Genomic DNA, 24418 nt, shown 5'->3' with positions numbered 1-24418 from the left:
GGCGCCGCCATCGCAGCCATGCAATGCGCAGCAACCGGGTATCGAGTCAGGTACAGGCCGGCATGGCCGGTTGACCCGCCAGGTCACGCTCCGCTGCGGAGTCGGAATTACTCACATCTGTAGTTTCTGCAAAATTCTGCGCAGATTTTGTGCGCCAGCGAGCAAAACAGGCTGGCTGTTACGCCCCGAAGGGCGAAACAGCCAGCCTTGTCCTTTCCATGACGTCCGTTCAGTCGGCCTGACGGATCGGCACCCAGATTTCCACTTCCATCGCATTGCCGAAGTCATAGCGCTCGCACTGGGCGTCTTCGGCCGGCACATAGCCGCTTTGCGGGAACCACTGCTCCATGATCATCTTCCAGGTCTGCTGGATGGCGCCCGAGAACTCGGACGGGTCGGTCACGGGCGGCACCGAGAATACCGCGCACGACACGGCCGGCCAGTCATGGCGCTGGGCGCCTGCTGGCACGCTGGCGGCCGGATCGGCCTCGACGGCAATCGAATAGCTCAGGTCGCCCTTGGCCGGATCGAAGTCGCTACAGACGCCGTATTCATGGTCGGCAATCGACACTTCGCGCAGCCGGCGCTCGCGCTCGCTGCCCAGATAGTCCTGCCAGAAACGGGAAATCTCCTGTTCGTGCTGTTGCTCGTGGATATTGGTGCGCAGGGCATAGCCGATCAGCGACATGGCCGGGCGTTCAACGATACGGGCTTGCATAGTCAATCCTCCGAGATAGGGGTGGTAGGGGTAGGGACTGAGCCGGGCCGGCCCGCTTGAGGGCGGCAGACGGCCGCGTTGCCGGTAGGCGCTCGGGGTGAGGCCGAACAGACGACGGAAGGCGCGCAGAAACACCTCGGGCGACTGGAAACCATGATCGAGTGCAATCTCGATAATCGGCCGCTCGCTCTCCACCAGCAGCCGGGCCGCGCGCAACAGGCGGCGCTTGCGCACGTAGTCCATCGCCGGCAGCCCGACCAGGCCAAGAAACACCCGGTGGAAGTGCCACGGCGAATAGCAGGCGAGCGCCGCCAGTGTTTCCAGCCGCAGCGGCTGGTCGAGGTGGGCTTCGATATGGTCCAGCGAGCGTTGGATGCGGTTGAGATAGTGGTTCATGGGCCGGTTCCGTCTGGCAACCCCTACAGGATGCCGCCCGCCCGGTCAGCTGACTTGATGTTTTTTGGCGTGATGCCTCCGCACGGGCGACCAGATCAGCCGTGGCGTTGTCCCACTGGTGGCACAGGTGGGAGGGCTCAGTACGATCAGCTTCCCGCAGAATGGCTGGCCTTATAAGCCCGGTGGCCTGCCCTGATGTCCCAGGGCGGCCCAGGATGATTGCATCCAGTCAAAATAAAATAATATGAAAATCCAATGCAAGATCCATAGCTTTTGATTTAAAAAATATAAATTTATATGACAAAACAAAAACGGCGAGAAATTCCTTCTCGCCGTTTGATGCCGCTTAGGCAATGTGCTTACTTCTTGCTGTCGCCCGGTGCCGGCGTTTTGCGGGCGATGGCGCGAAAGCCGATATCGCTGCGGTACTGCATTCCCGCAAAGCTGATGTTTTCCAGCACCTGGTAGGCATGCTGCTGGGCAATGCGCACGCTGTCGCCAAGCGCCGTGACACACAGAACGCGGCCGCCGCTGCTGACCACCTCGTTGCCGGCCATCTTGGTGCCGGCGTGGAAGATATGCACCTCTTCGCCCGTCGTGCGCGGCAGGGTGATCGGATCGCCCTGCCGCGGCGCATCGGGATAGCCGCCAGCCGCCACGACCACCCCCAGCGCCACCCGTCGGTCCCATTCGGCCTCGATGGCATCGAGCCGACCATCGAGTGCGTGTTCGACCAGTTCGACCAGATCGGACTTGAGCCGCATCATGATCGGTTGGGTTTCCGGGTCGCCCATGCGGCAGTTGAATTCCACCACCTTGACCGCACCGTCGTCGCCCACCATCAGGCCGGCATAGAGAAAACCGGTAAACGGTGTGCCTTCGCGTGCCATCCCGGCCACGGTCGGCAGGATCACCTCGCGCATGGCGCGGGCGTGCACCGCAGGCGTCACCACCGGCGCGGGCGAGTAGGCGCCCATGCCACCGGTGTTCGGGCCCTGGTCCTGGTCGAGCAGGCGTTTGTGGTCCTGGCTCGATGCAAGCGGCAGGACGTGCTTGCCGTCCACCATCACGATAAAGCTGGCTTCTTCGCCTTGCAGGAAGTCCTCGATCACCACCCGGGCGCCGGCGTCGCCCATCTTGTTGTCGAGCAGCATGGCATCGATGGCGTTGTGGGCCTCTTCCAGAGTCATCGCGACGATCACGCCCTTGCCAGCGGCCAGGCCATCGGCCTTGATCACGATCGGGGCACCACGCAGATCGACATAGGTATGGGCCTCGTCGGCATTGGCGAATGTGCGGTGATGGGCGGTCGGGATATGGTGGCGGACCATGAAGTCCTTGGCGAAATCCTTGGACCATTCGAGCTGGGCCGCGGCGCGGGTCGGACCGAAGACCTTGAGGCCGGCGGCGCGGAAGGCATCGACCAGCCCTTTGCTCAGCGGGGCTTCGGGGCCGACCACGGTAAAGGCGATGTTTTCGCGTTTGACGAAATCGATCAGGTCGGGAATTTCGGTCAGCGGCAGATTGATGACATTTTCTTCGCGAGCGGTACCGGCATTGCCCGGCGCCACATAGACCTTGGGAGCGCGCGGGCTCTGCGCCAGCTTCCAGGCCAGCGCATGCTCGCGCCCGCCGCCGCCGATGACGAGAATGTTCATAGCTGTTTGGCTTTCGGTAAGGGGTCAGGTATGGAGGCTGCAACCGTGTTGCAGCCCCCATGCCTGACACCTCGGCCTGGCATTATCGCAGAGGCGGCTTTACCCGAAACAGCGCACCAGCCATCGTTTGAAACCTGAAGTTTCGCAGCGCCTCCATTCGCTGCTAGCCGCGCCCCACGGCAAGGCACCGTATTCGTCTGGTGCCTTGCCAGCATCCGGCTCATCCGGGCCGGACGCCCTGGCGCTTAATGGCGGAAATGCCGTACGCCCGTCACCACCATGGCGATGCCATGCTCGTCGGCGGCGGCGATCACTTCCTCATCGCGCACCGAGCCGCCCGGTTGGACGATGGCGGCGACGCCATTTTCGGCAATCACATCGACACCGTCGCGGAACGGGAAGAAGGCATCCGAGGCGCAGACCGAGCCCTTGAGGTCGAGGCCGGCGTTGTGCGCCTTGATCGCGGCGATCCGGGTCGAATCGACCCGGCTCATCTGACCGGCACCGATGCCAAGCGTGCGGCCGCCGCCGCAGAATACGATGGCGTTGGATTTGACGTACTGCGCCACCCGCCAGGCAAACAGCAGATCATCGAGCTGCTGCGGCGTCGGCGCCTTCTTGGTGACGACACGGAAATCGGCCACGCCAAGACGGTGGATATCGGGCGTCTGCACCAGCAGGCCGCCGCCCACCCGTTTGAGGTCGAAGCGGTTGGCGCCGTCTTCGAGCGGGACTTCGAGCACCCGTACATTCTTCTTGGCGGCGATCAGTTGGCGCGCCTCGTCGGTAAAGGCCGGGGCGATCAGCACTTCGAGGAACTGGCCGGTGACGGCTTCGACCGTCGGGCCATCGACTTCGCGGTTGAAGGCGATGATGCCGCCGAAGGCCGAGGTGGTATCGGTGGCAAAAGCCAGCCGGTAGGCAGTCAGCGGATCGGCCGCCACCGCCACCCCGCACGGATTGGCATGCTTGACGATCACACAGGCCGGACCGTCGAACGCCTTGACCGCCTCCCAGGCGGCGTCGGCGTCGGCGATATTGTTGTAGCTCAGCTCCTTGCCCTGAAGCTGGCAGTAATGGGCCAGGCTGCCGCGCGCCGGATCAAGGTCGCGGTAGAAGGCGGCCGCCTGGTGCGGGTTTTCGCCGTAACGCATGTCCTGCGTCTTGTGGAATTGCAGATTGAGCCGCTCGGGGAAGGTCAGCTTCTCGCCGTCTTCGGTGAGCCCGGTCAGATAGTTCGATACTGCGCCATCGTAGGCGGCGGTATGGCTGAATGCCTTCTGGGCCAGCCGGCGCCGGGTGACGGGGCCAAGGCTGCCATCGTTGCTGCGCATCTCCTCGATCAGACCGAGGTAGTCGTCCGAATCGGTGACGATGGCCACGAAGGCGTGGTTCTTGGCCGCCGAGCGCACCATGGCCGGGCCGCCGATATCGATATTCTCGATTGCATCGGCAAAGCTGCAATCGGGCCGGGCGATGGTCGCTTCGAACGGATAGAGGTTGACGCAGACCAGATCGATATTGCCGATGCCATGCTGCATCATGGTCTCCACATGCTCGGGCAGATCGCGCCGGCCGAGGATGCCGCCGTGAATCTTCGGATGCAGGGTCTTGACCCGACCGTCGAGCATTTCGGGGAAACCGGTGTAATCGGCGACTTCGATCACCGGAATGCCGGCATCGGCCAGCAACTTGGCGGTGCCGCCGGTCGAGAGGATTTCGATGCCAAAGCCTGCAAGCTCGCGGGCAAAGTCGAGAACGCCAGTCTTGTCGGAGACGCTGATCAGAGCACGTTGGATTTTGACCATGGTGGACAGCTCGTTACGGTTGGGGGGAAATCGTCGCCACGGCGCGGGCAGTCGCCTGGGCGATAAAGTCGCCCTTGGCGCTGCTGTAGGCCGAGCGGTCGTCGCGATGACGCTGCGCCAAGTCGCGTTTCAGCTCGGCATAGGACTCACGCAGCACCGGATCGGCACGCAGGGCGTCGCGGAAGGCAAGATGGTCGCGCCAGAATCGGCCGCCGCTGATGACCAGATGCAGATGATGGGTGGTCCGCTCGCCCAGCACGAACAGATGGCGGCCAGGAATGCCGAATTCGCCCTTATAGGTGTAGCCAAGTTTCTCCAGCGCGGCGACCCAGCCCGCCAGGGCGGAGAAATCCTCGGCACCACCGAGCAGGTCGAGGATAGGCTTGGCGATCAGACCGGGTACGGCAGTGCTGCCGATATGTTCGAGCTGGAACGGCGGCAGACCCGCCTGCACCAGCGCCTCGGCCAGCCGCACCGCTTCGGCGACAAAGGCAGCGGGCCAGTCGGGGTGGGAGGGGTGCAGTTCGACCCGTTGCGGGGGAAGGCCAAGCATGACAGTCACTTTCCGTCGCTGCCGTCTACCCGGCGCGCGCCGGAATCGACGGCGGACCTACCAAATCCAATCAGATAAGACCGTGTTCTTGCAGTTTCTTGCGCAAGGTATTGCGGTTGATGCCAAGCAGTTCGGCGGCACGGGTCTGGTTGCCCTGGGCGCGGTCCAGTACCACTTCGAGCATCGGTTTCTCGACGCAGGTCAGCACCATGTCGTAGATCGCGGTCGGGGCTTCGCCGTCGAGGTCGCGGAAGTACTGCTCCAGCGTATCGACCACGGCACGACGGATATGCTCGTTGCCTTGCATGTTGGTATCCCTCTTCTTATATCAGGCCGCCAGCCGGGCGGACGGTTCGTAGCACAGACGCTCGGATTCGGCGGCCAGCCCGGCGAAATACTGCTCGACGGCCGCCAGCTGGGTGGCTGTCGAATCGAGTCGGTACATGGCCTGGCGGAATTCGTTCGAGCCCTTGAGGCCGCTGGTATACCAGGCGATATGCTTGCGTGCGATGCGGCAGCCCGAGTATTCGCCGTGAAAGCGGTAATGGTCTTCGAGATGTTCGACCAGAATGGCGCGAATCTCGTCCACCCTGGGCGGCGGCAGATGTTCGCCGGTGCTGAGGAAGTGGTCGATCTCGCGGAAGATCCAAGGCCGGCCCTGGGCGGCGCGGCCGATCATGATGGCATCGGCGCCGGTCGCGGCCAGCACGGCACGGGCCTTTTCGGGTGAGTCGATATCGCCGTTGGCGATCACCGGGATCTTGAGCAGCCGTTTGACTTCGCCGATCAGCTCGTAGCGGGCCGAGCCGTTGTACATGTCTTCGCGGGTGCGGCCATGCAGGGCCAGGGCGGCGATGCCGGCCTGTTCGGCGATCCGGGCAACCCGCAGGATGTTTTCCTCGCCGTTCTTGAAGCCCAGACGGGTCTTGAGCGTCACCGGCACATCCACCGCCGCCACCACGGCTTCCAGGATGCGGGCCACCCGGTCTTCGTCCTGCAACAGCGCCGAGCCAGCCAGTACATTGCAGACCTTCTTGGCCGGGCAACCCATATTGATATCGATGATCTGCGCCCCGGCCGCCACATTGTGCCGGGCCGCCTCGGCCAGCTGGGCCGGGTCGGAACCGGCGATCTGAACCGATACCGGCGCCAGCTCGCCTTCGAAATTGGCGCGGCGGCGGGTCTTGTCGGTGCCATAGAGCATGGCATTGGCGGTGATCATTTCGCTGACTGCGTGACCGGCGCCCAGGCGCTTGCAGAGCATCCGGAACGGCCGATCGGTGACGCCCGCCATGGGCGCGACGATCAGGCGGTTTCTGAGCGTGTAGGGACCGATACGCATGACAGGGGCGACAGGGAAAAGGCGGCTATTTTACGGGCAGCAATCCGGAACGCGAAGCGGTTTCGCTTAAATTTTATGCAAACGCGACACAGTGACCGGGTACCTGTCGGGGTCACCCAGGGCCGCCGCAAGGCCGATCTCGGCAGAAAATAAACAAATGCGCAAAAGCATTGCAAAATAGATAGATTCATACATGAATAAAGAAAAATATTACGCATGGCGAGAGGTTATCATTTTGCGGCTGACGGCCCGACGAGGCTATTAGGCCGCCTGTCCAGTCAGGACCCGGCCATGCGACGGGGCGTCTCGGATTGCCCACGAGGATGGGGCAGCATGACCGCACGCGACGGGGCAGCCTGATGCAGGCGGCCCCGCTTCACTTGGGGTTGGTGATGACATCCGACCAGCCGTTGGGGCAACGGATCTGCTTGAGCAACTGGGCGTGTTCGCCCGATTCGTACAACTTCTTCAGGCCGCCGTTGAAGGCTTGCAGCAGCAGCAGACTATCGGGGCGCGAGCGCGGCAGCAGCAGATGGGTGGTGAAGCTTTCGGTCATCGGTCTCGGATGGGCGCGCAAGCGGTTGGCTTCGCCTTCGCTGAAGTAGCGGCTGAGAATGTCGCAGGCGACATTGCGCTCCATGGGCGCGAGGTCAACCCGGCCGATGACCAGCTTGCGCAGCGCGGCCAGATCGTCGGGGGTGGGATCGGTGCGCAGATCGCTATTGTTCAGCATGGCGCGCAGCTCCGGCGTATAGGTGTAGTCGCGGATGATGGCGATCTGATAGGGCCGCAGATCCTCGAAGCTGTTCCAGTTGAATTCGATGTTCTTGCGGTAGACGAACACCCATTGCTCGGTGACGACATTGTCACTCAGCCAGAAATCCCGTTCGCGCTCGTCGGTTCTGCCCCAGTAGGCGCTGGCGTCCCATTTGCCGAGCCTGGTTTCGGCCTGGGCGCGCGACCACGGCAGAAAAATATATTCGACCCGATAGCCCGCCAGCTCGAAAGCACGTCGGACAATGCTGAGCGCAATGCCCCTGTCCGCCCGCAGCTCGGTGGCATAGGGCGGCAGCTCGCCCGTGGCGATCCGGACCAGCGGTGTCTCGGCACAGGCAAGCGCAGCAGCCAACCCTAACAAGACGTGACGCAGCAGCGTCATGAGGCTCTCCTGGTGCTGATCCGCTTCGATTTATACGCTGATTCCGTCCCGTCGATACGGTTGAGCTGCCGACCGGTAAGGGCCGGATCGGCTCATTCAATGAGGGAATCATCGATATGCGCAAACTGCTGCTGGCAGGCGTGGGGATGCTGGCTTTGGGAGTCCAGGCGGAGTCTGGTGGCCCCTTGGCAGATTTTGATGAATTCTGCCGTTCGGTAGCCGAGGGCTACGCTTATTTCGATGTCAAAACCACCCAGTGGGACAAGGTCTGTAGCCACTACCGCGCCCGGCTCACCCCCGACGCCGACCGGCGCACCCTGATGCGGGCGCTCGAAGGCGCGCTGGCCGAACTCTATGACGACCATGTCCAGCTCGGCAGCTCCGATGCCGAGTCGCCGCGTCCGGTGCCGACGGGCGCCTCGCTGTGGGCCGAGTGGCACGATGGCCGGGTCATGGTGCGCGAAGTGCGGCCCGGCTCGGCAGCCGAACAGGCGGGCCTGCGCGCGGGGATGGAAGTGCTGGCCATCGACGGCATCGCCGTGGCTGAGGCAGTCGCCCGCCATCAGCCCCGCTTTCTGCGCGCCCCTGACCCGGAGGCCCAACGTTGGGCACTCCAGACGGCGCTGGCCGGCCGGCAGAATAAGCAGCCGATGCGCTTGACGGTCAAGGACGGAGAAACGTCGCGCACGCTGGAATATCTGCCCGGCTTTGCCAAGGCGACGGAGCCGTTGACGGCGACGCAGCTGGAGAAACGGTTCGGCTATATCCGTCTGCACAATTCGCTGGGCGACAACGAACGCACCGTCAAAGCATTCGACCAGGCGCTGGAACAACTGGCCGGCAGCGAAGGACTGATTCTCGACCTGCGCGATACCCCAAGCGGCGGCAATTCGATCGTGGCGCGCGGCATCATGGGTCGGCTGGTGGCCGGCGAGTCGCCTTACCAGATTCATGAACAGGTCTGGGACGAGCGCACCAGCGGTATCCGGCGGCGCTGGGTCGAATATGTGACTCCGCGCGGCCAGCGCTTTGCCGCACCGGTCGTGGTGCTGGTCGGGCGCTGGACCGGCAGCATGGGCGAGGGTCTGGCCATCGGCCTCCACGGCGCACGCGGGGCAGCAGTGGTGGGAACACCGATGGCGCGTCTGCGCGGCGCGATCTTCAACTTCACGCTTGAGCATTCAAAGCTGACCGTGCGCATCCCGACCGAAAAGCTGTTCCATATCGATGGCACGCCCAGAGAGTCGTTTATCCCCTGCCCCGCACAAGCCGTGGCCCCCGACCCCGCCCTGGCCACCGCGCTGGCGATGCTGCAGGCACCACGTCCGGCCCAGGCGGGCGCCAAGGCGGGCTGTGCGGGAGAATTGCAGCCACTCAAGGCTGGCAGTTAGCGCACTTCCATTGAAATCGGCGTCGCAGCAAGTCTGGTGGAGCGCTAGGAGCCGGCACCTTGAGGGCCGGACACACTGACGCCGAATCGACTGGAAATGCGCTAGCGCATTCTGTTTGAATCGGCGTCGCAAGCAAGCCTGGCGGGGCGCTGCACGCCTGTACTTCGAGGTCCGGACACGCTGTGGAAATGCCTCTGGCGCATTTCCGCTTCAATTGGACTCCCCAGTAACGCTGCTTGCTCGACCAGAACCTGACGCGCTCTATGCAGCCCCTCCGACGCCAGGTTCTATGAAAAGTCTCCAGTGAGCTTTGCCTCCCTCTCGGCCGCCGACAGGGAGCACGACGGATGGCTTTTTGGTTGGGGCGCGACAAGCGGGCTGTCGCGGACCCGCCTGAATTCCGCTGCGCCAGCCTGTCGGGGATCGTCGCATCGGGTCCGGTCCGGACAGCCGGCAAACGCGCTTCCTCCTGAGCGGCTGGCCGCTTCAGCAGGGCAGATAGACAAGACAGGAGATCGATATTGCAGTCCCCTCGCAAGCCATCGGAATACGCTCAGCGCATGAACCGGGTGCTCGACCATATCGACCGTCATCTCGACAGTGCGCTCGATCTGGAGAGTCTGGCCGAGATCGCCCATTTCTCGCCGTTTCATTTCCACCGGATGTTCTCGGCCTGGATGGGTGAGACGCTGGGCGATTATCTGCGCCGTCGGCGGCTCGATATGGCGGCGGCTCATCTGGCCAATCAGCCGCATATTCCGGTGCTGACGATTGCGCTGGGGGTCGGTTTCGGTTCGGGCGAGGCGTTTGCGCGGGCCTTCCGCCAGCGTTTTGGCTGCACCCCGACCGAGTGGCGCGTCGCCTCACCGCAGCGCTGGGCCGAGGAACTGGCGCGGCAGCGCCGTCGGGACAGCAATCTCGATCAGGATCAGCGCAAGCCCGATCAGTCGTCGGCGGGCTGCCATGGTCATCATGGTGACTCTCTCAACAAGGAGTTCACGATGGACATCAAGCTCGTCAATTTCGCCCCGGTCCGGGTCGCCTATCTGCGCCGTATCGGTGCCTACGGCCCAGGCGTCACTGCTTTCTGGCAGCAGACCGTCTGGCCCTGGATCCAGGCTCATGGCCTTGAAAACGCCGCGCGTTACGGGGTCGGCCACGACGACCCGGGCATCACGGCACCCGACAAGTGTCGCTACGACGCCTGTGTGGCCGTGCCGGACGATTTCGTCGCCACCAGCCCGGCCAATATCGCCGTACTGCCCGGTGGCCGCTACGCCAGCGCCCATTTCCGCGGCCCGGCCCCGCTCGCCACCCAAGCCTGGACCGAACTGCTGCGCGACTGGCTGCCCAGCAGCGGCATGCAGCCCGACGGCCGGCCGTTCTTCGAGTACTACCCAAGCGACGCCTATTACGACATCGCCACGGCCACCATCGAGTGCCAGTTGTGTTTGCCGGTGCGGCCTTTGTAGCGTTTGCTGGTGGGACAGGCGCCGTTGGGGCGGGACGGGAGCCGTTTCAGGTCAGATGGAAATATTTCTGCAAACCAAATGCTAGATATATAGCCAGATGTGGCAAATAAATAAAAATGACGCATCACAATCAGTGGTGCGTCATTTTTCTGTCCACTGCCGGTTCCACCCGAAGAGACAACTAGCGCTTTTTCACTTCCGCCAGGGGTGTCTTGAATTCCGTCTGGAGCCGTTGGCCGAGTGCCTTCGCATCGGCCTCGCTACCCAGTTGTTCCAGCCTGACTGCATGGCCGTCACCGCTGCGGATCTTGGCGGCATAACCGGCCTGGCGCAGCCGGTCATACCATTCGAGCGCGGCTTTCTGAGTTTTGACGCGGGCCAGCGTCAGCGTCCAGCGGCCGTTCTGCTCGGTCAGCCCCTGGCCGGCCTGCGGCTCGGTCTGGGGTGCCCATTCGTTCTTGACCTTGTCCGGATCGACCTTGCTGATCGGCAATGACGGCTTGCCCCTGGGCGCGACATAAAAGCTCAGCGGCTCGCTCATCTCCTGGGCCGGCTCGCCCTCGCGGCTGACGCCGATGCGGCCTTCGAGCAGGCAGACCAGGTCCTTTTCCTCGTCGGACCGGCCCCAGATATCGGTGCCGCGAATGCCGGCGGTGATGGTCTGGATACGCACATCGACCTGCCGTTTGCGCTCGCCGCCCAGCAAGCCGGTGGTGAAGCGGAAAGCGCCCTTGAGGACTTCGAGCGTGGCCTGGAACGGACTGGTGCGGCCGTCGGACAGATTGAGGTTTTCCATCCGGAACACGGCGTTCTCACCGAGCTTGACCTCGCTGCCCTCGGGCAGTTGCAGCCTGACCCGGGCGCCGGGGCCGGTACGTATCGTGTCGCGCGGCTGGAGCGCCAGGCTCGGCGACAGGGGCAGCGTGCGACCTTCCCGCTCGAGCCAGGCCGGCATATTGACCGCCGTGACGACCGTGGATGCCGCCTCGACATAGGCAGCAGCGCTGAGCAAGGCGGCAAGCAGGAGACGGCGCATGGGATTTCTCCTTTACAGAACAGCGCCGTGCCGGCGCGGAACCGTCGGTTATAATCGGGATTTTGCCGGGCCGCCCACGTCGGCCACCGCCCGGCGGCGATCAGAACAGGATAGCGCAGATGCAAGAACACTACCGCCCCGCCGAGGTCGAAGCCGCCGCCCAGGCGCGCTGGGAAACCGAACAGACCTTCGCTGCCCGCGAAGGTGGCCACAAGCCGAAATACTATTGTCTGGCGATGTTCCCCTACCCGTCGGGCAAGCTCCATATGGGCCATGTCCGCAACTACACCATCGGCGACGTGCTGGCTCGCTATCACCGTCTGCGCGGCTTTGAAGTGCTGCAACCGATGGGCTGGGACGCCTTCGGTCTTCCGGCCGAAAATGCCGCCATCGACAAGGGCGTGGCACCGGCAGCCTGGACCTACGCCAATATCGAATACATGAAAAAGCAGCTCAAGTCGCTGGGCCTTGCCTACGACTGGCGCCGCGAAGTCACCACCTGCAAGCCCGACTACTACCGCTGGGAACAATGGCTGTTCGTGCGGCTGTTCAAGAAGGGCCTGATCTACCGCAAGAACGGGGTGGTGAACTGGGACCCGATCGACCAGACCGTACTGGCCAACGAACAGGTGGTCGATGGTAAAGGCTGGCGCTCCGGCGCCACGGTCGAGAAGCGGGAAATCCCGATGTACTACTTCAAGATCACCGCCTACGCCGAACAACTGCTGCAAGACCTCGACCAGCTCGACGGCTGGCCCGAACAGGTCCGCACCATGCAGCGCAACTGGATCGGCAAGTCGCGCGGCATGGAAGTGCATTTCCCGCTCGATGCCGACTCCAGAACCGGCCTTGAAGGCGACTGGGCCGAACGGCTCAAGGTGTTCACCACCCGGCCCGACACCCTGATGGGCGCCACCTACGTCGCCGTAGCCGCTGAGCATCCGCTGGCGATTGCCGCCAGCGCCGACAATGCCGAGATCGCCGCCTTCTGTGCCGAGTGCAAGACCGGTGGGGTGGCCGAGGCCGACCTCGCCACCATGGAAAAGAAGGGCATGCCGCTCGGCCGCTATGTGCGCCACCCGTTCACCGGCGAGAAACTGCCGGTCTGGGTCGCCAACTATGTGCTGTGGGGCTACGGCGAAGGCGCCGTGATGGCCGTGCCGGCCCATGACGAGCGCGACTTCGCCTTTGCCGAGAAATACGATCTGCCGATCAAGCCGGTGATCCGCACCTCGGCCGGCGACACCACCCCGTCGCCCTGGCAGGCCGCCTACGCCGAACACGGCACCTTGATCAATTCGGGCGAATTCGATGGTCTTGACTACGACGGCGCGTTCGAGCGCATGTCGGTGCGTCTGGCCGGCGACAGCCACGGCGGACCCAAGGTCCAGTACCGCCTGCGCGACTGGGGCGTCAGCCGCCAGCGCTACTGGGGTTGCCCGATTCCCATCATCCATTGCGAATGCTGCGGCGACGTGCCGGTACCCGAGGAACAGCTGCCGGTGGTGCTGCCCGAAGACGTGGTGCCGACTGGTGCGGGCAACCCGCTGGCCAAGATGCCGTCCTTCTACGAAGTGTCGTGCCCGCAGTGCCAGAAACCGGCCCGGCGCGAAACCGACACCATGGACACCTTCGTCGAGTCGAGCTGGTACTACGCCCGCTACGCCTCGCCTGACAGCAACACCGGCATGGTCGACGAGCGCGCCGACCACTGGCTGCCGGTCGATCAGTACGTCGGCGGCATCGAACACGCCGTGATGCACCTGCTCTATGCCCGCTTCTTCCACAAGCTGATGCGCGACGAAGGTCTGGTCAAGGGCGACGAGCCGTTCAAGAACCTGCTGACCCAGGGCATGGTGGTGGCGGAAACCTATTTCCGCGAACGGGCGAGCGGCAAGCCCGAGTGGTTCAACCCGGCCGATGTCGAGGTCGAACGCGACGGCAAGGGCCGCGTCATCAAGGCCACGCTGAAGAGCGACGGCCAGCCGGTCGTCATCGGCGGCATGGAGAAGATGTCGAAGTCGAAAAACAACGGCGTCGATCCGCAGGAGCTGATCGAGAGCCATGGCGCCGATACCGCGCGGCTGTTCTCGATGGAGACCTCCCCGCCCGAGCTGAGCCTTGAGTGGAACGATGCCGGCATCGAAGGTGCCTCGCGCTTCCTGCGCCGGCTGTGGAAGACCGTGTACGACCACGTCGGTGCCGGCCTCGTGCCCGCCTACCAATCGGGCGAACTGAACGCGGACCAGCAGGCGCTGCGCCGCCAGCTCCATCAGGCGATCAACAAGGTTGCCGACGACTATGGCCGCCGCAAGCAATTCAACACGGCGGTGGCCGCGATCCGCGAACTGCTCAACAACTACGCCAAGACCGACCTCAGCTCGGCCAAGGGCCGCGAGCTGGCGCAGGAAGTGCTCGAAACGGTGGCGATCATGCTGTCGCCGATCGTGCCGCACTTCAGCGAGGCGCTGTGGGAAGCGCTGCGTCCGGGCAGCCGACTGCTCGACCAGTCCTGGCCGGTCGCCGACGAAGCCGCGCTCAGGCAAGACGAGATCGAGCTGATGGTGCAGGTCAACGGCAAGCTGCGCGGCAGCATCCAGGTGCCGACGGCCGCCGACCGTGCCGCGATCGAAGCGCTGGCGCTCGCCAACCCCAATGTCCAGAAGTTCCTCGACGGCCAGACACCGAAGAAGGTGGTGGTGGTGCCGGGACGCCTGGTCAATCTGGTGGTCTGACAAACCCGAAGCCCCGTGGGCGCCGCATGGGCGGCGCCCTTTTCCACAAGGTCCTCCATGCTCCGATCCCGTCTTCTGGCGCTGGCGCTGCCACTGTTGCTCGGCGCCTGCGGCTTCCATCTGCGCGGCCTGGGCGACAGCACGCCGCTCGCCTTCCGCAGCCTCCATCTGGCTGCTTCCGATCAAGGCGTCGGCGGTGTGCTGCGCCAGCAACTGAAACTGCGCGCCGACCTGACGCTACAGCCGACCGCCGACCAGGCCGACGCCGTGCTGACCATCCACGACGAGACCGTTGACAAGCAGGTGCTGTCGGTCAACAGCGCCGGCCGGGTCAGCGAATACCAGCTGACCTATCGCGCCCGCTTCGTGCTGCGGATCGGCGGCCGCGATGCCATCGCGCCGACCTGGATCTCCCTGCGCCGCGACTACGCCTTCGACGAGAACAATGTGCTCGGCAAGGAAGCCGAGGAACAGTTGCTGATCCGCGATATGCGCTCCGACGCCGCCCAGCAGATCCTGCGCCGGCTGGCAGCGGTCAAGCCGCCGGTCAGCTGATCCATGCCATTGCGTCCTGCCGAACTCGCCGGCCATCTGGCCGGCGGCCAGCTCGCCCCGATCTATCTGGTCCATGGCGAAGAAGCGCTGGTGGTGCTGGAGACGGTGCAGACCCTGCGCGACGCCGCCCGCGCCGCCGGTTGCAGTGAGCGCGAGGTGCTGACGGTCGAGCCCGGTTTCAGCTGGAGCCAGCTGGCCCATCTGGCCGCCAGCGGCTCGCTGTTTGCCGAGCGCAAGCTGATCGAGCTGCGTCTGCCCAGTGGCAAGCCCGGCAACGAAGGCTCGGAGGCGCTGGTCCATTACGCCGCCCGGCCCTCGCCTGACGATGTGCTGCTGATCCAGTGTCCGAAACTCGACCGCACCCAGACCCAAAGTAAATGGTTCGGCGCGCTCAGCGAAGCCGGGGTAGCCATCGCCTGCCCCAGCGTCGGCCGCCACGAACTGCCCGGCTGGATCGCCGAGCGGCTCAAGCGCCAGCAGCAGCGGCTCAGCCCCGAGGCGCTCGAATTCCTGACCGCCCGGGTCGAGGGCAATCTGCTCGCCGCCAAACAGGAAATCGACAAGCTGGCCCTGCTCCACCCGCCCGGCGAATTGAGCCTGGCCGATTTACGCACCGAAATCGCCGATGTGGCCCGCTACGATGTATGGGGAGTGGGTGAAGCCGTGGTCGCCGGCGACCCGGCCCGGCTGGTGCGGATGCTCGACGGTCTCAGGGCCGAGGGCGAGGCGCCCAATCTGGTGCTCTGGGCCATGGCCGAAGAGGCGCGCAGCCTGTACAAGGTCGGCAGTGGCCGCCGTCAGGGTCTGCCGCTGCCGCAACTATTCAAGGAACACCGGGTCTGGGGAGAACGCCAGCGCCACTACGGCCCGGCACTCGATCGCCTGAGCCCGGCCCAGCTCAAACTCGCGCTGGCCCAGGCAGCCGAGATCGACCGCATGATCAAAGGAGTCGGCCAGGGCGATGTCTGGGAGGCACTGCTGCAACTGGGTCTGCGTCTGATGGGACGCCAGCGTACTCGCTGATCGATGGCGCCATTTTGCAGGATTCTGACGCAAAAAGTTTATTTTTTATATTTCACCGCCAGGAGTCTTGCATTCATTTGTCCTAATCATTGAATATCGCCCTCTCGAGGCCGCCCGACCGTCCTCCCTGAACCGCCTCCGGACCCGACTGACCGCCGACGACCCGCTATGAAAGAACACATCCTCATCAACGTCACCCCCCAGGAAACCCGCGTCGCTGTCACCGAGGAAGGCGTGGTGCAGGAGATCCATATCGAGCGCAGCGCGGCGCGCGGCATCGTGGGCAATATCTATCTGGGCACGGTGAAACGGGTATTGCCCGGGATGCAATCGGCCTTTATCGAGATCGGGCTGGAGCGGGCGGCCTTTCTGCATATCGCCGATGTGATCGAGCAGCGCCAGCACCCGAGCGAGCCGCAGCGGATCGAACGCTTGATGTTCGAGGGTCAGGCGGTGGTGGTGCAGGTGATCAAGGACCCGATCGGCAGCAAGGGCGCCCGGCTATCGACCCAGATCAGCATCGCTGGCCGTTTTCTGGTGTTTCTGCCGCAGGAGCACCATATCGGCATCTCGCAGCGGATCGAGCACGGCGAAGGCCGCGAGCATCTGCGTGAACGGCTGTTGAAGCTGTTGCCCGATGGCGACCAGCATGGCGGCTATATCATCCGCACTTCGGCCGAGCACGCCACCGACGAGGAATTGCGCGCCGATATCGACTATCTCAACCGGATCTGGGCCGATATCCGGCAGAAATCGCGCACCTTGCCGCCCGAATCGGTGCTGTATCAGGATCTGAGCCTGCCGCAGCGCGTCTTGCGCGATATCGTCAATGCCGAGACGCTCAAGGTGGTGGTGGATTCGCGGGAAACCTTCCAGCGCATGAGCGAATTCGCCGCCCAGTTCGTCGCCAATGTGGCACCACGAATCGAGCATTATCTGGGCGAACGGCCGCTGTTCGAGATGCACGGCGTCGAAGCCGAAATCGAGCGGGCGCTGGCGCGGCGGGTCAATCTGAAGTTCGGCGGCTACCTGATCATCGACCAGACCGAGGCGATGACCACCATCGACGTCAATACGGGCGGCTTTGTCGGCACCCGTTCGTTCGACGATACGATCTTCAAGACCAACCTCGAAGCCACCCAGGTGATCGCCCGCCAGCTCCGGCTGCGCAATCTCGGCGGCATCATCATCGTCGACTTCATCGACATGGATAACGAGGAGCACCGCCAGCAGGTGCTGCACGAGCTGCAAAAAGCGCTTGGCAAGGATCGCACCAAGATCACCGTGTCCGGCTTTACCAGCCTCGGTCTGGTCGAAATCACCCGCAAGCGCACACGCGAGAGCCTCGCTCATGTGCTGTGCGAGACCTGCCCGACCTGCCAGGGCCGCGGTGAAATCAAGACCGCCCAGACGGTGTGTTACGAGGTGCTGCGCGAAATCCTGCGCGAGGCGCGCCAGTTCAATGCCAAGGAATACCGGATTCTTGGCTCCCAATCGGTAATCGATATGTTTCTCGACGAGGAATCGGCCAATCTGGCCATGCTGGCCGACTTTATCGGCAAGCCGATTTCCCTGCAGGTCGAGTCGGCTTATACCCAGGAACAGTTTGATGTGATTCTGGTGTAGCGATGGATCGCTGTTACCGACACAGAAAAGCCCCGCAATGATGCGGGGCTTTTTAGCTTCTTTGTATTGGCTTTTAAATATAAAAAACAATGCCCCAAACAATGGGGACACCTACATCAGTGATGAGCATGGATTCAGGCAAAATATCCGGGATCCACCTTCTGCTCGATTTCACTGTCCGAAGAAAAACAGCGCCCCGCTGTCGAAGCGGGGCGTCTGGCAAACCGAAGGCCGTTTAATTGGCGATCTTGGCGTATTGGCCCTTGAGGGCAACGCCGATCACAAAAGTGCCGGCGTGACATTCAAAGGTGGTGTCACTCTTGGTTTCGTTCTTCTTGTAGTAGCTGACGATATCCACCACGGCATTGGCGCCATTGCGCTTGGCCGATTCCTGGAAATTGATCAGTGCCGACAGGGCCGCCCATTTGCAGCCGAATTCGTCACTTTTGCCCATGCCGTTGGTTTTCGGGTTGGACACATCCTCACCGAGCTTTTGCAGCACCTTGGGGGTCTTTTGACCAGCCAGGAAGAACTTCACCGAGCCGTCGAGCTTTTCCTTCGCTTCGGGCATTTCCAGTACAGCGGCGAGCGGAATATGCAGCACGGTGTCACGCGCCAGCGCCGGGGCGCTCAGCATGCCGGCCGCGACGGCCAGAACGAACAGTTTTTTAGTCATGGTGCTTTCTCCTGCCTGAGTGAATGGTTGGGTCGAGAGTCGGCCCGGTGAATCGACGCTTATTGCGCCATCGTCTGCGCTTCACCGATGCGCTTGATCAGGTTGTTGATCCACCGGTTGTAGTTGGGGTGGATTTCACGCTGACCGTTGGCTTCTTCGAAATTCATATTGCTGCTGCTGACATAACGCAGTTGGTAACCCTTGGCGTCGTAATCGGCGTTGATCACGACTTCGTGCTTGTTCTGCTTATTGAACTTGAGCGTTACCTGACCATCCTTCTCGCTCACCACGGTCCAGCCCAGGGTGCGGGCGCCGTTGACGATATAGCCGCGCACCTGCTCGGCGGTCTGGGTGGAAAGGGCCACGCGGGGCGGTTCGACCAGTGGAGCCTGACGGGCCAAGGCCGTGGTCGAAGCAAGCAAAGCAATGCTAGCGGCAATCAAAATCTGCTTCATGATGAATTTCCTTAATAGCAAACCAAAAACAAGCGGGCGAAGTCTGGCGGGAAGCGCCAGCGAGCGTCAAGCCTCGTGCGCTGGCCTGCCAATCGCATAGACCGAAAACCAGGTATTTTATCTGGCACACAATGCATTTCGTTCTATTGAACCACTAGATAAGGGGAAAACTCTGAACGACTTATCCCATCCCTCTCCGGTCTTTCACTTGATCAACAGAAAAATTGATCAAGCGCTGAATCATCCCAAAGCTCCAGCCATATTATTCAAGCCACTCTCCCTGCCGATCAGATAAACATGTGTCAAGGAAAAATCCCTGCCAATTCTGTTATTGATCGGAGAAAAGGTATCTATCCATCTCCAGGCAATTCAAGGAAGGTTTTATTCTCTACCCGTGTTATTGATGAGAGGACACTTGGGGCAATATCGGAGAGCCTGTCTGATTGGTCAATGATTGTCCTGCTCCGCTGACTTCAGCCCGGACCCACAAAATAAAACGGCTCACCTGTTGGCGAGCCGTTCTGATTGAGGAAGTCGATGGCGGCATCCCAGCCCGCCATTACATCCGCTTGAAGATCAGCGAGGTATTGATTCCACCGAAGGCGAAGTTATTGCTCATCACCAGTTCAGTCTCGATCTGCCGGCCGCCATCGACGATATAGTCGAGCTGGCCGCAGCGCGGATCGACGGTTTTGAGGTTGAGGGTGGGCGAGAACCAGCCTTTGTGCATCATCTGGATGGTCATCCAGGCTTCGAGCGCGCCGCAGGCGCCGAGCGTATGGCCCATGTAGCTCTTGAGCGAGGAGATCGCCACCTTTTCACCGAAGACCGACTGGGTCGCCTGGGTTTCTGCCACGTCGCCATGGTCGGTCGCCGTGCCGTGGGCATTGACGTAGGGAATATCGGACGGCGCCAGCCCCGCATCGCGCAGCGCCAGCCGCATCGCCACGGCCATCGTCTCGGCATTGGGCTGGGTCACATGGCGGCCGTCGCTATTGGTGCCGTAGCCGATGATTTCGGCGTAGATCCGGGCACCGCGCGCCTTGGCGTGTTCGTACTCTTCGAGCACGAAGGTGCAGGCGCCCTCGCCCAGCACCAGACCGTCGCGCTCGGCATCGAACGGGCGGGGCGACAGTTCGGGCTGGTCGTTGTATTTGACGCTGGTGGCAAACAGGGTGTCGAACACGGCGGCTTCGGTGGCATCCAGTTCCTCGGCACCGCCGGCCAGCATTGCCACCTGACGGCCCGACTGGATCGCCTCATAGGCATAACCCAAGCCCTGGCTGCCCGAGGTGCAGGCGCTCGAGGTGGTGATGATCCGGCCGGTGATGCCGAAGAACACCCCCATATTGACCGCCGCCGTATGGGCCATCATGCGGATATAGGTGGTGGCGGTGATGCCTTCGACGGTTTTCTCGACGATCATCCGGCCAAAGTCGCCCATGTTCGAGGGGGTGCCCGAGGACGAACCGTAAGCGATGCCCATCTCGCCGCTCTTGAGCAGCGGATCACCCAACAGTCCGGCGTCGATCAGCGCCAGCTCGCTTGCTCGGGTCGCCATCAGCGCGACCCGGCCCATGCTGCGGGTGTTCTTGCGGTGATAGGTATCGGCCGGCAGTTCGAACGGCGCGGCCGGCGCGCCGAGTCGGGTATGCAGACCGTCGTAGACCGCCCACTCGTTCATGACCTGGACAGCATTGCGGCCGGCACGCAGATTGGCTTCGACCGTTTCCCAATCATGTCCCAGCGGACTGATGGCACCGACCCCGGTGACGACAACGCGCTTCATCCGATCATCCCTCCATTCACCGAGATCACTTGCCGCGTGATATAGGCGGCGTCTTCGCTCATCAGGAAGCTGACCGTGGCCGCCACTTCCTCGGGCCGGCCCATCCGTTTGGCCGGGATCATCTTGAGCGCCTCTTCGAGCACCTGCGGCTCGACCATCTCGGTATCGATCAGGCCGGGCGCCACGCAATTGACCGTGATGTTCCGGCTGGCCAGTTCCACCGCCAGCGCCTTGGTGGCGCCGATGATGCCGGCCTTGGCCGCACTGTAATTGACCTGGCCGCGATTGCCCATCAGGCCCGACACCGAAGACAGCGTAACGATGCGTCCGGGCTTTCTGCGCCGCACCAGCGGCATGGTCAGCGGATGGAGCACATTGTAAAAGCCGTCCAGATTGGTATGGATCACCGCATCCCACTCCTCGGCCGGCATGGCCGGGAAGGCGTTGTCGCGGGCGATGCCGGCGTTGCAGACCACGCCGTAGTAGCAGCCGTGCGCCTCAACATCGGCCAGCAGCGCCTCGGCGGCGGCCGTGCGGTTGGCCACATCGAACTGGAGGATGCGCGTTGCACGGCCGATCTCGCGGATTTCCGCCGCCACGGCCTCGGCCTCGGCGCGGCCGCTGCGGCAATGCAGCACCACGTCGTAGCCATCGCGGGCCAGCCGCAGCGCGATGGCGCGGCCGATGCCTCGGCTCGATCCCGTCACCAGGATGGTTTTGTCACTCATTGCCACTACCCTTCAGAAATGTCTCGGCATCCTGCGGCTCGAACACCGTCAGCGCCGCATTGGCCACCGTCACGCCATCGATCTCGATCCGACAGTCGAACTGCCCCAGGCCGTTGTCGGCCTGGAATTCGCGCCGCACCGTCACATTGAGCACCTCGCCGGCCACAAAGCAGGGCCGGCTGCATTCATAGCGGCGCGTACCGAGCAGAAAACCGATACGCGGTGCCTCACCGCGCAGACGCGCCCGCCAACCGGCCCAGGCGGCCACCGCCTGCGCCATATATTCCACCCCGACCCAGCCACCGACCCCGCGCCCGTCAAAGAACAGGCTGTCGGGGCGGATGGTCACTTCAGCGCGCAACCAGTCGTCGCCGCCAGCCAGCGGCCGGTCGAGCAAGGACATGGCGCCGCCATGGGGCACGATACGGTCGATTGCTTCATCGATCCGCTGTTCCATCACGCTTCCCTTCCCAACACCAGAGCGGCATTGCTGCCGCCGAACGCAAACGAATTACTGAGCGCATAGTCAAGCGGCCGGCCCAGCCGGGCACCCGGTGCCACCAGACCCAGGGGCGCCACGGCCGGGTCGGCCGCGCCGTCCCACCAGTGCGGCGGCAACAGCCCGTCCGGATTGTCGGTCAGCGCCAGCCAGCACAGCGCGGCCTCCAAGGCCCCGGCCGCCCCGAGCGTATGGCCGGTCAGCGGCTTGGTCGAACTGGCCGCCGTCGCGGCACCGAACAACTGGTGGACCGCCAGGCTTTCCATCGCATCGTTATGCGGCGTGGCCGTGCCATGCAGATTGACGTAGTCGATCCGGGCCGGCGCCAGCCCGGCCCGGTCGAGCGCTGCGCACATTGCCGCGCTGGCGCCACGGCCGCTCGGCTCGGGCGCCGAGATATGGTAGGCATCGGACGACTCGCCCCAGCCGGCCAGCCGCACCGGCCCCGGCTCGCGCGTCAGCAGAAACAGCGCTGCCGCCTCGCCGATATTGATGCCGCAGCGGTTGACGCTCATCGGATTGCAGCGGGCATCGCTGACCGATTCGAGCGCCGCAAAGCCCGCCACGGTAAAGCGGCACAGCGAATCGGCCCCACCTACCACCACGGCGTCGCACAGACCTGCCCGCAGCAGCCGCGCGCCGCTGGCGAGCGCCTTGGCGCTCGATGAACAGGCGGTGGAAATCACCAGCGCCGGGCCGCTACAGCCAAGAAGCCCGCTCAGCAGCATCGCGGGTGACCCCATTTCCTGCATCGCCACATGGAACTCGGCCGGCAAGACGCCCGAGCGTTGCTGCGCAGCAATGGCCGCCTCGCTCTCGCCGATGCCGGAGGTGCTGGTGCCGATCACCACCGCCACCCGATCGGCACCAAAGCGGGCCAGGGCCGCATCGACCTCGGGCCGGATTTCCTCCAGCGCCGTCAGCAGCAGCGCATTGTTGCGGCTGCGCAGGGTCGGCGGCACGGGCGCCAGATCGGCCAGCGGCGCCGTCACGCTGCCCAGATGGAGCAGCCGTCCGGGCAACACGCCTGCACGCTCGGCCACACCGCCCGGTGCCGGGGCAAACAGCGCTTCGCGCACTGCCGTCCGGCCGGCGCCCAGGGCGCAGACCAGGCCAAGCTGGTTGAGATAGACCGGGATCGCACTCATGGCTGGGACTCCGAAGTCTGAGGGAGGGATTCGATCGACAGGCGATAGCCTTCAAGGCGGTTTTCCAGCTCGACCCGGCCTTGCCAGCGCGGCTCGCCCGGATAGCGCACGATCAGCCCAATGGCGCGACCCTGGAGCAACTGCCGCTCACGGCCATTGTCGAGCAGGGTCCAGCCCGGCGGCAGCGCGGCCTTGAGCGCGGCGGTCGGCCAGTAGGCCAGCTGCACATCGCGCAGCACCCGGGCCGGATCGACCTCGCCGGGCAGCAGCGGATGGCGCTCGCTCTGGAGTTGCCGGCCATCCCACTCAAGCCGCAGTACGCGCTGACCCAGTGCCAGTCCGACCAGCCGCACCGAATTCGCGTCGATTTCCAGCAGCGCGTCGAGCACCCGGGCCGCACCCTGGCCATCGAGCCGCTCGACGCTGAGCCGCTGCGCAAGGCTCACGCTCGCGCCGAACTCGGCCGGGGCCAGCGTGGGGCGCGGCAGCGGATCGCTGGGCGTCGGTTCGCTACAGGCCGTCAGGGCCAGCGCCAGGGCGAGTGGCAGTAGACGACGGCTCACGCTCAGGCCCGGGCAAAACGCAGCAGCGAGTGGCAATAACCGATGCCATCGCGCACCGTCACCAGCTTGAGACCGGCCGCCTCGGCCAGACGGATATAGTCGCCGCTCTCGTATACCTTGCTGTTGCCGCTGGCCATCGCGGTGAAATACGGCGAGGTATTGATCAGGCAATAGGCCGCAATATCGTAGCGCTGGCGGTCCCAGAAGGTATCCATAATCAAAATCTGCCCAGAAGGCGCAAGTGCCTGTGCGGCATGATTCAATATATTAAAAATTACTGACTCACTAAAGCAGGACAGGAACTGGCTCATCCAGATCAGATCCATCTGGCCCGGGAACGGCTCCTTGAGCGCCAGCATATCGAAGGGATGCAGTTGGGCACGACCGCGTACCCCCGCTTCGGTCAGATTGGCATCGGCCACGGCAAGCTGCTGCGGCAGGTCGATCAGATGGAGTTCCACCTGGGCATCGTAGCCCAGCGCCGCCAGGCTGAATTTGCCGGTATTGGCACCGATATCGAGCAGCCGGCGCGGCTGGGTGGCGAACACATCGGGCAGGATGGTCGGGAACGAGGTGTCCGAATACAGATGGTCGAAGGCAAACCAACTGGTGCGGGCCGGCTCGGTCAGCTCGGCCAGACCCTGATAGAGCGTGGGCCAGTCGCCCAGGGCCTTGAGGCCATGCGGCGTTTGCTCGTCGAGCGAGCGCTCCAGCTCGAACAGCCCGAGATAGCAGACATCGTTGATGAAATTGAAATTGACCTGGGTCATTTCATCGCTGAGCACGCAGTAGCCGGCCTTGTCGAGCTGGTAGCGGCCGGCCTTGAGTGTCACCACCCCGGCCGACAGACAGGTTTCCAGCACCACTTTGAGGGCATAGGCGCTCCAGCGGCCGGCGGCGGCCAGCTCCTCCACGCTGCGGCCCTGCTCGCCCGCCTCGGCCAGTGCCTGTAGCACACCGCGCTTCCAGGCATAGCGCACGCATTGGAATACCACCGGCGCAAAGGCGATCTTCTGCGCTTCGTAGCGGGCCGCGAAAGCGCTCTGGCGCTCGGGGGAGAACTTCTTGTCTTGCGGATGGGCGGACAT

The 24418-nt window shown here is 63.6% G+C and carries 22 protein-coding genes; 6 read left to right on the top strand and 16 right to left on the bottom strand.

Translation table 11 applies throughout. The features are described 5' to 3' along the window. Positions 1–229: 229 nt before the first annotated feature. The 7 genes from ACFOW7_RS14185 to ACFOW7_RS14155 all read right to left on the bottom strand — a co-directional run bounded on the left by ACFOW7_RS14185 (position 230) and on the right by ACFOW7_RS14155 (position 7634). Positions 230–1114: a helix-turn-helix domain-containing protein gene (locus tag ACFOW7_RS14185; protein ID WP_378165377.1), complete on the bottom strand. Its 885-nt coding sequence runs from the start codon at positions 1112–1114 to the stop codon at positions 230–232. A 359-nt stretch (positions 1115–1473) separates the two neighbouring features. After that, complete coding sequence (gene purD / locus ACFOW7_RS14180) at positions 1474–2772, bottom strand: phosphoribosylamine--glycine ligase (RefSeq protein WP_378165375.1); 1299 nt, start codon at positions 2770–2772, stop codon at positions 1474–1476. Between the two features lie 245 nt (positions 2773–3017). Continuing rightward, positions 3018–4580, bottom strand: a complete 1563-nt coding sequence (gene purH / locus ACFOW7_RS14175; RefSeq protein ID WP_378165373.1) for a bifunctional phosphoribosylaminoimidazolecarboxamide formyltransferase/IMP cyclohydrolase — start codon at positions 4578–4580, stop codon at positions 3018–3020. Between the two features lie 13 nt (positions 4581–4593). Next, complete coding sequence (locus tag ACFOW7_RS14170) at positions 4594–5133, bottom strand: GrpB family protein (RefSeq protein ID WP_378165371.1); 540 nt, start codon at positions 5131–5133, stop codon at positions 4594–4596. 70 nt (positions 5134–5203) lie between these two features. Next, a complete protein-coding gene (locus ACFOW7_RS14165; protein ID WP_378165369.1) occupies positions 5204–5440 on the bottom strand; it encodes a Fis family transcriptional regulator in 237 nt (78 codons plus the stop codon). 21 nt (positions 5441–5461) lie between these two features. Continuing rightward, positions 5462–6475 carry a tRNA dihydrouridine synthase DusB gene (gene dusB, locus ACFOW7_RS14160; protein WP_378165367.1) on the bottom strand — a complete coding sequence of 338 codons (1014 nt, stop codon included), beginning with the start codon at positions 6473–6475 and terminating at the stop codon, positions 5462–5464. Positions 6476–6851: 376 nt separating this feature from the next. Next, on the bottom strand, positions 6852–7634 hold the full coding sequence (locus ACFOW7_RS14155; protein ID WP_378165365.1) for a substrate-binding periplasmic protein: 783 nt from the start codon (positions 7632–7634) through the stop codon (positions 6852–6854). A 116-nt stretch (positions 7635–7750) separates the two neighbouring features. Here ACFOW7_RS14155 and ACFOW7_RS14150 point away from each other — a divergent pair, with 116 nt between their 5' ends. Continuing rightward, a complete protein-coding gene (locus ACFOW7_RS14150; RefSeq protein ID WP_378165363.1) occupies positions 7751–9025 on the top strand; it encodes a S41 family peptidase in 1275 nt (424 codons plus the stop codon). A gap of 521 nt (positions 9026–9546) precedes the next feature. Further along, on the top strand, positions 9547–10497 hold the full coding sequence (locus ACFOW7_RS14145) for an AraC family transcriptional regulator (protein WP_378165360.1): 951 nt from the start codon (positions 9547–9549) through the stop codon (positions 10495–10497). A gap of 181 nt (positions 10498–10678) precedes the next feature. Here ACFOW7_RS14145 and ACFOW7_RS14140 read toward each other — a convergent pair whose 3' ends face one another. Further along, positions 10679–11533, bottom strand: coding sequence for a FecR domain-containing protein (locus ACFOW7_RS14140; RefSeq protein WP_378165358.1), 855 nt, complete (start codon positions 11531–11533; stop codon positions 10679–10681). Between the two features lie 119 nt (positions 11534–11652). Between ACFOW7_RS14140 and leuS the strand changes: the two genes are divergently transcribed. The 4 genes from leuS to rng all read left to right on the top strand — a co-directional run bounded on the left by leuS (position 11653) and on the right by rng (position 17472). Continuing rightward, the gene (leuS, locus tag ACFOW7_RS14135; RefSeq protein WP_378165355.1) at positions 11653–14268 is read left to right on the top strand and encodes a leucine--tRNA ligase; all 2616 of its coding nucleotides are present in this window, start codon (positions 11653–11655) and stop codon (positions 14266–14268) included. Between the two features lie 57 nt (positions 14269–14325). After that, positions 14326–14823: an LPS-assembly lipoprotein LptE gene (locus tag ACFOW7_RS14130; protein ID WP_378165352.1), complete on the top strand. Its 498-nt coding sequence runs from the start codon at positions 14326–14328 to the stop codon at positions 14821–14823. Between the two features lie 3 nt (positions 14824–14826). Next, the gene (holA, locus tag ACFOW7_RS14125; RefSeq protein WP_378165350.1) at positions 14827–15846 is read left to right on the top strand and encodes a DNA polymerase III subunit delta; all 1020 of its coding nucleotides are present in this window, start codon (positions 14827–14829) and stop codon (positions 15844–15846) included. A 168-nt stretch (positions 15847–16014) separates the two neighbouring features. Continuing rightward, positions 16015–17472: a ribonuclease G gene (gene rng, locus ACFOW7_RS14120; protein ID WP_378165348.1), complete on the top strand. Its 1458-nt coding sequence runs from the start codon at positions 16015–16017 to the stop codon at positions 17470–17472. A 235-nt stretch (positions 17473–17707) separates the two neighbouring features. On the opposite strand, the gene ACFOW7_RS14115 is transcribed toward rng, so the two are convergent. From ACFOW7_RS14115 to ACFOW7_RS14080, 8 genes are all read right to left on the bottom strand, one after another. Continuing rightward, positions 17708–18148, bottom strand: a complete 441-nt coding sequence (locus ACFOW7_RS14115; protein ID WP_378165345.1) for an excinuclease ATPase subunit — start codon at positions 18146–18148, stop codon at positions 17708–17710. A 59-nt stretch (positions 18149–18207) separates the two neighbouring features. Beyond that, positions 18208–18603, bottom strand: coding sequence for a hypothetical protein (locus ACFOW7_RS14110; protein ID WP_378165343.1), 396 nt, complete (start codon positions 18601–18603; stop codon positions 18208–18210). A gap of 559 nt (positions 18604–19162) precedes the next feature. Further along, positions 19163–20392 (bottom strand): beta-ketoacyl-ACP synthase, encoded by a 1230-nt coding sequence (locus tag ACFOW7_RS14105; RefSeq protein WP_378165341.1) that lies wholly within the window; start codon positions 20390–20392, stop codon positions 19163–19165. Continuing rightward, positions 20389–21120: a 3-ketoacyl-ACP reductase FabG2 gene (locus ACFOW7_RS14100; protein WP_378165339.1), complete on the bottom strand. Its 732-nt coding sequence runs from the start codon at positions 21118–21120 to the stop codon at positions 20389–20391. Before ACFOW7_RS14100 ends, ACFOW7_RS14105 begins: the two co-directional genes overlap by 4 nt. Then, complete coding sequence (locus tag ACFOW7_RS14095; protein ID WP_378165337.1) at positions 21113–21577, bottom strand: ApeP family dehydratase; 465 nt, start codon at positions 21575–21577, stop codon at positions 21113–21115. The genes ACFOW7_RS14100 and ACFOW7_RS14095 overlap by 8 nt, the downstream gene beginning before the upstream one ends. After that, the gene (locus ACFOW7_RS14090) at positions 21577–22767 is read right to left on the bottom strand and encodes a beta-ketoacyl-ACP synthase (RefSeq protein ID WP_378165334.1); all 1191 of its coding nucleotides are present in this window, start codon (positions 22765–22767) and stop codon (positions 21577–21579) included. Before ACFOW7_RS14090 ends, ACFOW7_RS14095 begins: the two co-directional genes overlap by 1 nt. Next, positions 22764–23330 (bottom strand): DUF3261 domain-containing protein, encoded by a 567-nt coding sequence (locus tag ACFOW7_RS14085; protein WP_378165332.1) that lies wholly within the window; start codon positions 23328–23330, stop codon positions 22764–22766. The genes ACFOW7_RS14090 and ACFOW7_RS14085 overlap by 4 nt, the downstream gene beginning before the upstream one ends. 2 nt (positions 23331–23332) lie before the next feature. Beyond that, complete coding sequence (locus ACFOW7_RS14080) at positions 23333–24418, bottom strand: class I SAM-dependent methyltransferase (protein ID WP_378165330.1); 1086 nt, start codon at positions 24416–24418, stop codon at positions 23333–23335.

Origin of the sequence: Chitinimonas lacunae (genome assembly GCF_042650885.1) — a bacterium.
In the GTDB taxonomy this organism is placed as follows: domain Bacteria; phylum Pseudomonadota; class Gammaproteobacteria; order Burkholderiales; family Chitinimonadaceae; genus Chitinimonas_A; species Chitinimonas_A lacunae.
The sequence above is the reverse complement of the archived record's forward strand: the minus strand, read 5'-3'. Positions and strand labels throughout refer to the sequence as shown.

What these genes read in the sequence shown, in the direction of transcription:
- ACFOW7_RS14170 (WP_378165371.1), bottom strand. Translation starts at nt 5,133, where the DNA reads ATGCTTGGCCTTCCCCCGCAACGGGTCGAACTGCACCCCTCCCACCCC.
- rng (WP_378165348.1), top strand. Translation starts at nt 16,015, where the DNA reads ATGAAAGAACACATCCTCATCAACGTCACCCCCCAGGAAACCCGCGTC.
- ACFOW7_RS14105 (WP_378165341.1), bottom strand. Translation starts at nt 20,392, where the DNA reads ATGAAGCGCGTTGTCGTCACCGGGGTCGGTGCCATCAGTCCGCTGGGA.
- ACFOW7_RS14150 (WP_378165363.1), top strand. Translation starts at nt 7,751, where the DNA reads ATGCGCAAACTGCTGCTGGCAGGCGTGGGGATGCTGGCTTTGGGAGTC.
- ACFOW7_RS14140 (WP_378165358.1), bottom strand. Translation starts at nt 11,533, where the DNA reads ATGCGCCGTCTCCTGCTTGCCGCCTTGCTCAGCGCTGCTGCCTATGTC.
- purH (WP_378165373.1), bottom strand. Translation starts at nt 4,580, where the DNA reads ATGGTCAAAATCCAACGTGCTCTGATCAGCGTCTCCGACAAGACTGGC.
- ACFOW7_RS14165 (WP_378165369.1), bottom strand. Translation starts at nt 5,440, where the DNA reads ATGCAAGGCAACGAGCATATCCGTCGTGCCGTGGTCGATACGCTGGAG.
- ACFOW7_RS14100 (WP_378165339.1), bottom strand. Translation starts at nt 21,120, where the DNA reads ATGAGTGACAAAACCATCCTGGTGACGGGATCGAGCCGAGGCATCGGC.
- purD (WP_378165375.1), bottom strand. Translation starts at nt 2,772, where the DNA reads ATGAACATTCTCGTCATCGGCGGCGGCGGGCGCGAGCATGCGCTGGCC.
- ACFOW7_RS14090 (WP_378165334.1), bottom strand. Translation starts at nt 22,767, where the DNA reads ATGAGTGCGATCCCGGTCTATCTCAACCAGCTTGGCCTGGTCTGCGCC.
- ACFOW7_RS14095 (WP_378165337.1), bottom strand. Translation starts at nt 21,577, where the DNA reads ATGGAACAGCGGATCGATGAAGCAATCGACCGTATCGTGCCCCATGGC.
- ACFOW7_RS14185 (WP_378165377.1), bottom strand. Translation starts at nt 1,114, where the DNA reads ATGAACCACTATCTCAACCGCATCCAACGCTCGCTGGACCATATCGAA.
- dusB (WP_378165367.1), bottom strand. Translation starts at nt 6,475, where the DNA reads ATGCGTATCGGTCCCTACACGCTCAGAAACCGCCTGATCGTCGCGCCC.
- leuS (WP_378165355.1), top strand. Translation starts at nt 11,653, where the DNA reads ATGCAAGAACACTACCGCCCCGCCGAGGTCGAAGCCGCCGCCCAGGCG.
- ACFOW7_RS14115 (WP_378165345.1), bottom strand. Translation starts at nt 18,148, where the DNA reads ATGACTAAAAAACTGTTCGTTCTGGCCGTCGCGGCCGGCATGCTGAGC.
- ACFOW7_RS14155 (WP_378165365.1), bottom strand. Translation starts at nt 7,634, where the DNA reads ATGACGCTGCTGCGTCACGTCTTGTTAGGGTTGGCTGCTGCGCTTGCC.
- holA (WP_378165350.1), top strand. Translation starts at nt 14,827, where the DNA reads ATGCCATTGCGTCCTGCCGAACTCGCCGGCCATCTGGCCGGCGGCCAG.
- ACFOW7_RS14110 (WP_378165343.1), bottom strand. Translation starts at nt 18,603, where the DNA reads ATGAAGCAGATTTTGATTGCCGCTAGCATTGCTTTGCTTGCTTCGACC.
- ACFOW7_RS14080 (WP_378165330.1), bottom strand. Translation starts at nt 24,418, where the DNA reads ATGTCCGCCCATCCGCAAGACAAGAAGTTCTCCCCCGAGCGCCAGAGC.
- ACFOW7_RS14130 (WP_378165352.1), top strand. Translation starts at nt 14,326, where the DNA reads ATGCTCCGATCCCGTCTTCTGGCGCTGGCGCTGCCACTGTTGCTCGGC.